This window comes from Planctellipticum variicoloris, assembly GCF_030622045.1.
Lineage (GTDB): Bacteria > Planctomycetota > Planctomycetia > Planctomycetales > Planctomycetaceae > Planctellipticum > Planctellipticum variicoloris.
Genome location: NZ_CP130886.1, coordinates 7,266,870 through 7,276,092 on the forward strand (window position 1 = coordinate 7,266,870; position 9,223 = coordinate 7,276,092).

General features: G+C 65.3%; 7 protein-coding genes. 6 read left to right on the forward strand and 1 reads right to left on the reverse strand.

Annotation, left to right across the window (positions count from 1 at the left end; all coding sequences use genetic code 11):
* Window positions 1-113 precede the first annotated feature (113 nt).
* On the forward strand, window positions 114-1,031 hold the full coding sequence (locus SH412_RS28475; RefSeq protein ID WP_336521436.1) for a YdjY domain-containing protein: 918 nt from the start codon (window positions 114-116) through the stop codon (window positions 1,029-1,031).
* An 83-nt stretch (window positions 1,032-1,114) separates the two neighbouring features.
* Complete coding sequence (locus tag SH412_RS28480) at window positions 1,115-1,366, forward strand: hypothetical protein (protein WP_336521437.1); 252 nt, start codon at window positions 1,115-1,117, stop codon at window positions 1,364-1,366.
* 19 nt (window positions 1,367-1,385) lie between these two features.
* Here SH412_RS28480 and SH412_RS28485 read toward each other — a convergent pair whose 3' ends face one another.
* A complete protein-coding gene (locus SH412_RS28485; RefSeq protein WP_336521438.1) occupies window positions 1,386-3,467 on the reverse strand; it encodes a thioredoxin domain-containing protein in 2,082 nt (693 codons plus the stop codon).
* 334 nt (window positions 3,468-3,801) lie between these two features.
* Here SH412_RS28485 and SH412_RS28490 point away from each other — a divergent pair, with 334 nt between their 5' ends.
* The 4 genes from SH412_RS28490 to SH412_RS28505 all read left to right on the forward strand — a co-directional run bounded on the left by SH412_RS28490 (window position 3,802) and on the right by SH412_RS28505 (window position 8,851).
* Complete coding sequence (locus SH412_RS28490; protein ID WP_336521439.1) at window positions 3,802-5,709, forward strand: hypothetical protein; 1,908 nt, start codon at window positions 3,802-3,804, stop codon at window positions 5,707-5,709.
* Between the two features lie 160 nt (window positions 5,710-5,869).
* The gene (locus SH412_RS28495) at window positions 5,870-6,754 is read left to right on the forward strand and encodes an RAD55 family ATPase (protein ID WP_336521440.1); all 885 of its coding nucleotides are present in this window, start codon (window positions 5,870-5,872) and stop codon (window positions 6,752-6,754) included.
* A gap of 11 nt (window positions 6,755-6,765) precedes the next feature.
* Window positions 6,766-7,824, forward strand: coding sequence for a TIGR02594 family protein (locus tag SH412_RS28500; RefSeq protein ID WP_336521441.1), 1,059 nt, complete (start codon window positions 6,766-6,768; stop codon window positions 7,822-7,824).
* Between the two features lie 88 nt (window positions 7,825-7,912).
* On the forward strand, window positions 7,913-8,851 hold the full coding sequence (locus SH412_RS28505) for a GNAT family N-acetyltransferase (RefSeq protein WP_336521442.1): 939 nt from the start codon (window positions 7,913-7,915) through the stop codon (window positions 8,849-8,851).
* Window positions 8,852-9,223: the final 372 nt, after the last annotated feature.

Genomic DNA, 9,223 nt, shown 5'->3' on the forward strand with positions numbered 1-9,223 from the left:
CGGCTTTCCTCGGCGGAGCTGGGCGGACTGGATTCCGGGAGTGACAACGGCTGGATCGCGGTATACTGGCCGCAAGCGTCTGCCGGCCGGTCCCTTGCACAAGATCTCACGCCATGAGTATGCCTGCGTTTGCCGCCGCTCTCCTGCTCCTCCTGGCGACCAGTGTGTCAGCGGTTGCCGAAACCCCGCCGGCCGGCTCGCCGACAACCCCGCGCGGAACATTGACCTCGCTGAACAAAGAAGGCACGGTCCTGCTCGACGCCGAGCGGAAACGGCTGATCCTGAAGAGCGAAGTCTGCCTGCGCGAAGGGCTGCTGGAAATGCTGGCCTGCCTGAAGCAGACCAAGGAGCACGAGGCGATCCTGCGGGTCGACACGAGAGCCCAGGTCGTCCATGCGGGGCTGCTGGCCCTCGGCGCCGAAAGCGGACGCCCGGTTCAGTTCATGCCCGAGTACAAACCCGCGACCGGTCAGCCGATTGAGATTTACCTCTCCTGGACCGACAAGGATGGCAAGTCGCACCGCGAGCCGGCGCAGAAGTGGATCCGCAACGCGACGCGGAAGTACTTTGTCGAAAAGCTGGAGCAGCTTCCGTCCGATACGGCGATCGGCGAACGGACCGATTTGCGCTACGACGAGAAGAACAAAGAGCTCTTCTGGTACGGTCCAATGACCGCCGAGCAGCGCGATCAGTGGCTCAAACCGACGCAGAATGCGGCCTACCGCAAAGCCGTGCAGTCGATCTTCGATCGCACGCAGCTCCGGCCGCTCAACGCCCGGTGGGTCTTTGCGGGCAGCGGCTTCTCCGTCGACGAGAAGACCGGCAAGAAGTACTACAACGCCGAGTCGGGCGACTTGATCTGCGTCGCCAATTTCTCAACCGCCACGCTGGACCTGGCCGTCAGCAGTTCGGCGTCCAACGACGGCCTCGACTACGAAGCCTGGACCGAGCGGATTCCGCCGATCGGCACTCCGGTGGAGATCGAATTGATCCCGGTGTTCGAGAAAAAGCCGGGTCCAACTTCGCGGTAGGGGGGGAGTCGATTCAGTAACTGATGTCCGTGAAGTTACCGTCGTCTGTCGGTCTTCCCTCGACTCCGCCGCGGCCCCGCCCCATGCCAGCCGATCTCGACCAATCCCTGGAAAAAGCTCGCGACGCTAAGGCGGAAACGTTGAAGATCTTCAACCGTCTCGCCGGATCGGCGGCCGTCGGGATCACCCGCATTGGCGACCAGTACGGCCTGAAGGTGAACCTGGCCGAACCGCTGGCGGAGTCGGTCTCGCCCCCATCCTCGGTCAACGGAGTTCCAGTGTGCATTGAGGTCACCGGACAGATTACGAAGCGTCTTCCGGCGGAGCCCAGTTGATGTCTCCGGTGATTGATCCTCAAAGCGTCAACCGGCCCCACCCCGCCAGAATCGCCTCCGCACCCACCAGCGGCGACTGACACGCCCCGCGCCGGCAGACGTACGCGGTCGTCCGACCATCGATCGCCGTCTTCCCTGCCAGCAGCGGCTCGAGCACCGCAGGAACGGCCGCACCGGCGGCCTGCCGGATGACGAGCAAGTTCGGCAGAGACCGCCGCCGCAGCTCGACCAGCACCCGCTCGCACTCGGCCGGATCCGCACCTTCCATCAAAACGATCTCATGGGCCGGCCCGAGCAGCATGTCGAACGCCATCAGCGCCTGAGCCCCCGCCATCGGCACGCGGGCCAGCTCGCCCGCCAGCATCTCCAGCGTACCGACCGCACGCTGTTCCAGGTCGGACCGGCCGGTCAGCAGGGCGAGTTTGACCAGCGCCGTCGCCGCCAGGCTGTTGCCCGACGGGGTCGCGTTGTCGTGGACATCTTTGCTGCGTGCGATCAGAGTTTCGTGATCGGCGGACGTGTAGAAGTAGCCCCCGTCCGCAGCATCGGCGAACTGCGCCTCCATCCGCTCCGCAAGCGCGAGCGCCCCCTCCAGATAACGCGCATCGAACGTCGCCTGATACAACTCGGCCAGTCCGTCGATGACCGCCGCGTAGTCGTCGAGATACCCGTTGAATCGCGCCCGCCCGTCCTTGTAACCGTGCCACAGCCGACCATCCTCCGCGACCAGCGTCGACAGCACAAAGTCGCCCGCGGCCCGGGCCGCTTCGATGTATCGTGGCTCGTCGAACGCCGCCCCCACCCGCGCGCAGGCCGCGATCATCAGCCCGTTCCAGCTTGCCAGGATCTTTTCGTCCCGTCCGGGGGCGATCCGCTCGGCCCGCAGCGCAAACAACTTGGCCCGACACCCGGCCAGCAGCGCCTCCAGCACGCTTGGCGACAGTCCAAGCCGGGCCGCCTGGCGCTCGGGGGACTCCGGCCGGTTGAGAATCGTCTTGTGCTCCCAGTTTCCCTGGGGCGTCACGTCGTAGCACGCGCAGAACGCCGCGACCTCGTGTTCGTCGAGCGCCTCTTCAATCTCCCCCTGGGACCAGACGAAGAATTTTCCTTCCTCCCCTTCGCTGTCTGCGTCCTGCGTACTGTAGAACCCACCTTCGGGGCGGGTCATCTCCCGCAGCACGTAGTCCAGCGTCTCGCGCGCGACGGCCGCAAAGTCCGCCCGCCCGGTGATCTGATGCGCCTCCAGATAGACCGGGACCAGCAGCGCATTGTCGTAGAGCATCTTCTCGAAGTGGGGCGCCAGCCAGCGCTCGTCGGTCGAGTACCGCGCAAATCCGCCGCCGAGATGGTCATAAATTCCCCCGCGGGCCATCTTGTCGAGCGTGAGCGTCGTCGCCGCGAGAGCGTCCTCGCTGCCGAATCGCCGCCACAGGCGGAGCAGCAGCCGCAGGTCCATCGGGTGGGGAAACTTCGGGGCGGAGCCGAACCCCCCGTTCTCCCGGTCGACCGACCGCACCAGGACCTTCAGTGCGTTCCGCAACGTCTCCTCGGAGAGAGCGCCGGCGGGATGCTGCGGCCGGCCGGCGGCCACGACCGCCTCCGTCAGTTGTTCGGCCTGTTCGAGCAGCGCCTCGCGCCGGTTCTGCCAGGCCTCGTGAACGGCGGAGAGAATCTGCCGGAAACCCGGCCGCCCCCAGCGCGACTCGGGAGGCCAGTAGGTCCCGCCGAAGAACGGCTTCAGGTCGGGCGTCAGAAAGACCGACATCGGCCAGCCGCCGCTCTGCGTCATCGCAATGACCGCGGCCATATAGATCTGGTCGAGATCCGGCCGTTCTTCGCGATCGACCTTGATGTTGACGAACCAGTCGTTCATCAGGGCCGCGATGTCGGGGTTCTCGAAACTCTCGTGCTCCATCACGTGGCACCAGTGACAGGCGCTGTAGCCGATCGACAGAAAAATCGGCTTGTCGGCCAGCTTCGCTTCCGCCAGCGACGCCTCATTCCACGCCCGCCAGTCGACCGGGTTATTCGCGTGTTGCAGCAGGTACGGGCTCGTCTCCTGGGCGAGGCGGTTCGGCGAATGGCGGGGCAGGTCTGTCATGGCGAATCCAGCATCACGTAGGGCAGGCTCCCGCCCCGGGTCACGGCCACCAGCAAGTAAGACGTTCATCGTCATCACGCTGCCGCAATGCGCCATCCTACGCGCCGGGCCGGATTCAACAACCGGCCCAGTCGGAGTTTGCTTCTGAAATGCAAGGTTCGCTCCGGTACCGCCCGCCGCAATGTCGCTGCCAATTGGCCCCCTCCCTCTTTTCGCAGATCGCGCAGATTGGCGTCGCTTCGTGCGGGCGGGTACGCTGTCGCTCCGGACGCCGTGACCTCGTTTCGACGGGGTTGCAGCACTGTTCCACACGAGATCTTCCCGAAAGACTGCGATGACAGTTCCCGCCTGGGCTCTCGTCAGCAATGTTCCTGACCTCGCCGATTTCAGCGACGCTGAATTTCTGCAGTCCCTCGCCTGGGACAAGGGAGCCCCGCGCGCCGTTCGCGACGCGGCATCCGCGGGTGAACCCGGACCATTCTTGAAGGCCTGGCGGGACTACGCCGGCCCGGCGACCGGCGGACGCAAGCTGTCCGGATGGGCCTGCCTCTGGTCGCAGGCGAGCTGGCCGGATGACGTCGATCCGGGTCGGTTGCTGCAAGCTGCGATCCCAACCGTCAAACCGTCCGCAAAGGCTCGAAAGGGGGCGATCAAGGCCGCCGCAGACTGGCCCCGACGGCTCGCCCCGCTCCTCGACCGGCTGACATCGCATGCGGCAAAGGCCCACGCCGCAGCGCGCACAATGGGGGCTGAGTCCGCCGCAACGACAGACGCCGCCGGCCCCCTGACCATCCTGGCGGCTGCGGAATTGTGGGCAATCCGTGGCGGCAGTCTGCCGGCGGGACCTGCATTCGCGTTGTGGCGCGGACTCCTGACCGCTCTCCGGGCTGCACTGTCGACGCCCGTTGACGAAACGGCCCCTTTGGACATGCAGCTCGTCCGTCAGGGCGAGCTTCCCTTCCTGGCGGGAGCCTTCTTTCCGGGACTGACCGGCAGCTCGGCCTTGCTCCGCGACGGGAAGAAGTATCTGGCTCGCAAATTGTCGGACCATACGGATTCCGACGGAACGCCTCACGCCGAGCTGCTGCCGCGGCTGCCTCTCTGGTTGGCGCCGCTCGTCCGGGCGACCTGGTGGAGCGAACTCGCCGACGTTTCGCTGTGGAACGGCGACCAGCAGATCCTGCTGCGGGAAACGATCGAGCACGCCACGCCCCTTTGCCGGCTGGACGGCCGGCTGGCGATGGGGAATGGTCTGGCGATCGACGCATTCCCCCTCTTGAACGCTGCCGCCGCAATCCTGGGCCTTTCCACGGACCAGCCAGCCGCGGGCTATCTGAAAGCGATCGCCAAGGCGAGTGCCGGCAAGGTGGTGAAGTCCCGGCCTGCGATGACGGAGGCCGACGTTCCGTCGACGCAGTCGGACTGGGCCCGTTTTGCGTTGCTCAGAACCGACTGGAGCCCCCAGGCCGACACGCTGGCGATTACCCACCACCAGCGATTCCCGCAGATGGATGTCGCTGCGCTCGGTCAGCCGCTGCTCCACGGAGACTGGCCTCTCCAGCTCCAGATCGGCGACTCCCTCTTCGAACTGGCCGACGAATGGTCCTGCGTCTGCTGGGTTTCCGACGCCGATGTCGACTACCTCGAACTGCAGATGGAAGGGCCCGGCAACCTGCGCGTCGAACGGATGGTGCTCCTCTCCCGCCGGGATCACTTCCTGCTGCTGGCGGATTCGATCGCCGGCGCGCCCGCCGAGAAGATCACGCTCCGTTCTCAGTTTCCGCTCGCGGCCGGCGTCACGGCTCAGGCCGACACCGCAACCCGCGAGATCCGCCTGCAGGCCGGACGACAGAAAGTCCGGGCGTTTCCGCTGGGGCTGGCCTGCGAACGGGTCCAGAGCACGCCGCATACGTTCGCCGTGGCCGACGATCAGCTCCTGCTGGAGCAGGTCGCGGCCGGAACGGGCCTGGTCGCGCCGGTGGTTTTTCAGTGGAGCCCCGAGCTGGTCAAGAAAGAAGCCGTCTGGCGGACGCTGACCGTGTCGGAAGCGGGCAAGGTCGCTCCCGCGGGGACTGCCGCCGGCTTCCGGCTGCGGATCGGCGACAGTCAATGGCTGGTCTACCGCAGCCTGAAGAAGCCGAAAGAGGCCCGGACGGTGCTGGGCCACCATTCCTGGAACGAAACCGTCATCGGCCGGTTCGACAAGAACGGCGACCTCGACCCGATGTTGATGGTGGAATAGGGGCCGTGGCCCGTTGTCAGTTGTCAGTTGTCAGTTGTCAGTTGTGAGAACGGCCGCCGCCGACAGGTCGTGTCTGGTTTGGAATTTGTGATCTGGTGTTTGGAGCTTCAACGCCGGGGGCACGGCCTCTCTCGCGAAATTGCAGGAATGGCGGTAGGTGATGGCAGAACGGATCAGTACAGGACTGGCGGAACTGGATCGGATGCTGGGGGGCGGGTTGCTCCCCGGCACGATGACTGTGGTCATGGGGGCGACGGGCGTCGGCAAAACGCAGCTCGGCGTCCACTTTCTTGATGCCGGCCGCCGCCAGGAAGGCGAACCCGGGATCGTCTTCGACATGACCTCCCGCGGTGATTCGCAGAACCACATCGACTACGCCCGGCGGATGTGCGGCTGGGAAATGACGGAGCGGCTGATTGACGAGGCCTTCCGCCCGGAACACGTCTGGGACCGGGAGGCGACCCGCCGCGATCTGTTCCACATCTTCCGCCGCTCCGGCCGGCGCGTCACCCGGCAGGACATGGACACCACCGACTGGCAGGAGTGGAAAGTCGAGCTGAACCAGAAACTCGACCAGGCGATCGCGTTCTTCTATGGCAACTTCGTGCACGGCGTCCGTCGCTGCGTCATCGACGGCATCGAGCCAGTCGAGAAGGTCAGCGAGTCGTTTCAGTTCCACGTCTTCGACTACATCTACCACCAGATCCTGCATAAGGACGCCGACTGGGTCGCACGAGATCTGTTCCGGGTCCACTTCCGCGAGCAGGAACCGCAGATCCAGTCCCGGATGTACGACCACCGCGAACTGGCCTGCCTGATGCTCTACACCTCGCACGAGGTCCTCCTGGACCAGCTCCTCTCCCGACCGATCGAGAGCGGCGACGAACTGGCCAACGCCAACACGATCATCCTGATGGGCAAGATCCGCGACGGCGTCAAGATGCGGCGGGCGCTCCACGTCGCCAAGCACCGGGGCAGCGCCTGCGACGACTCCATCGTCCCCTTCGAAATCGGCGACAAAGGCCTGACGCTCCTGCACGAGTGAAAGCAGAGAGCATGCGGCAGCCTTTCATCGGCGATCCGCAATCAGCGATCAGCCCACTTCTCTGGCGATTCGCGATTCCCTATTCGCTGCTCCGGCAACGACGAAAGCAGAATGCCGGAAAGATCACGAATACCGGCAGCAGATCCTTGCCCGCGGCCAGCGTCTCGGCCACTGACAAATCACAAAAAACAAATGACAAACCACATTCTCTCCGCAACTTCCGCCGGGCCGCGGCGAGAATAGACCGACCCACCCGTTCTGGAGAGGCCGCTGCGGCTTCACGGGTGACACGATCTTCCCGTTCCGGGCCGCGGAATCAGGAGCTTGCCATGAGTCGCTGGGACCAGGAATACCGCGCGCTGCCCGAACCGGCGCGACAGGCCGTCAATGAACTGACAAACGGGATCTTCCGGCTGCAGTCCGGATTCGCGGGGAAGATCGACCCCCGTCTGCAACCGGAACTGGCCGCGCAATGGCTGGAGATCCGCAATCAGATCCTCGCCAACCGGCAACGATTCGCCCAGTGGCTCCAGGGAGCAATCTCCGGCGTCATGAATTTCGCGCCGGCCGCGATGATCCTGAAGGCGCTCGATACCGCCCCGGGTTGGATTCGCACGGCCCGCGGCGAGCTCGGAATCCACGAAATCAAGGGCGCAACGCACAACCCCAGAATCATGGACTATATCCGCACCTGCAGCAACATTCAGCAGACCGACGCGCAGCGCAGGTATGTCGAACGCGAAGGGGAAGAGGGCGTCGAATGGTGCTCGGCCTTCGTCAACTGGTGTCTGCGGCAAAATGGAATCGCGGGGACCGACAACGCCCTGGCGTCAAGCTGGCAGAACTGGGGGACGGCGCTCACCGGTCCGAAGCGGGGGGCGATCGTCGGCTTCAACTGGACCGGGGGGAAAAGCATCGCCCACGTCGCCTTCTGTGATGAAGAGAACGGCAAGTTTTTCATGCTCGGCGGAAATCAGACCGACACGAACAGCGGCGGTCGCGTGTCCCGCGTCAATTTCTCCAAAACTTCGGCCCGATATTATCGCTGGCCGCCCGGCGTCCCTCAGTAAACTCCGGGCCGGCCCGATGGTATGCTGCGGGTCGGACTGGCGAGCCCGCCGCAGGTCGCGTTGCGGCCGCCCGTCCCCGGAGCCCGGCATGGACGCAACGTGGACCGTCCGACCCGCCCGCCCCGACGAATGGGCCGCGGCGCTGGCGGTGCAGTTTTCGCCCCTTGAGGAACCTCGCCGGGCGGAGGTCCTGGCCGAGGCTCGAACTGGCGCTGAGCACGGAACACTCGACCTCAGCCGGCTCCTCGTCGCCGAACGCGATGGACGCATTGACGCCGCAGCCCTCGTCGCCATGCTGCCCGACGGCGTCGGCGTCACCTGGCCCGCGGCGAGCACTCTCGGCGATCGCGCCGAGCGCGCCGCGGCCCAGTCCGCCGTCCTGCGCGGCGTCATCGCCGAGTTTCGGCGTGAGGGGGTCGTCTGGGGCCAGTGCCTGGCCGACTGCGCCGAACCGTGGGAGACCGCGGCACTGACCCGGGCCGGTTTTCAGTCCGGCGGGACTCTTTCATTCCTGGCGCGGGGACTGCGGGATGTGCCGGACTTGCCGGCCGATCCGGAGCTGAGCTGGGAGGAGTACGAGCCGGAACGGAACGGCGACCGGTTCGTCCAGACCCTGGAAAAGACCTACATCGGGAGCAGCGATTGCTCGCTGATCAATGGCCTGCGGACGGGGGGAGAGGCGCTGGCCAGCCACCGGCTCTCCGGCGAGTTCATCCCCGCGTGGTGGAGACTGTACAAGTTCGGCGGAAGGGATGCGGCGATTCTGCTCCTGGGAGATCATCCGGAGCAGAGTGCGGTCGAACTGGTCTATATCGGCGTGGCCCCCGACGCTCGCGGTTCGGGCCTCGGACGGCGGCTGATCCGGGAAGCTCTCCTCCTCGCCCGCGAACGGGGTCGCTCTGCACTTTTTCTGGCGGTCGACGAGCAAAATTCTTTTGCTGTGAGGATTTACGAGGAGCTGGATTTCGTCCAACTGGCCCGTCGGGAGCTGTTCCTGTGGCTGCGGTCAAGTTCGGCACGGGAGTAATCGACAGGTTATGCACAAGGTCGGCGCGAACGCGCGGACTGCTCCGCGAGAGCCGACTTGCGAAAACTCTCGGGTGCGCACGGAGTTCCGGAGGGTGGCCGCGCCGGTTGGTGAACTGAGAATTTTTTGCGAACCCTTTTCGTTTGACTCCCTGCCGCGGGGGAGTACCATCGGCCCCACTGAATGAGTTCCCAATGTCTGCGGCCGAGCGTGGTGAGAGACGAGCGGCCGCAGTTCCTGTCTGATGACCTGATCTCCCGACTTCCTGCCTGTTGACTTTCCCGTCTGCAGCAGTCTGCATTCCGCGCGAACCGGTCTCACCGGAACGCTTCCGGTCTGCGCTGTCGGTGATCACCTGGGGGGGGTCGCAAG

Excerpts from the sequence above, each read along its gene's own strand:
- SH412_RS28475 (WP_336521436.1), top strand. The coding sequence starts at position 114 with ATGAGTATGCCTGCGTTTGCCGCCGCTCTCCTGCTCCTCCTGGCGACC.
- SH412_RS28480 (WP_336521437.1), top strand. The coding sequence starts at position 1,115 with ATGCCAGCCGATCTCGACCAATCCCTGGAAAAAGCTCGCGACGCTAAG.
- SH412_RS28485 (WP_336521438.1), bottom strand. The coding sequence starts at position 3,467 with ATGACAGACCTGCCCCGCCATTCGCCGAACCGCCTCGCCCAGGAGACG.
- SH412_RS28490 (WP_336521439.1), top strand. The coding sequence starts at position 3,802 with ATGACAGTTCCCGCCTGGGCTCTCGTCAGCAATGTTCCTGACCTCGCC.
- SH412_RS28495 (WP_336521440.1), top strand. The coding sequence starts at position 5,870 with ATGGCAGAACGGATCAGTACAGGACTGGCGGAACTGGATCGGATGCTG.
- SH412_RS28500 (WP_336521441.1), top strand. The coding sequence starts at position 6,766 with ATGCGGCAGCCTTTCATCGGCGATCCGCAATCAGCGATCAGCCCACTT.
- SH412_RS28505 (WP_336521442.1), top strand. The coding sequence starts at position 7,913 with ATGGACGCAACGTGGACCGTCCGACCCGCCCGCCCCGACGAATGGGCC.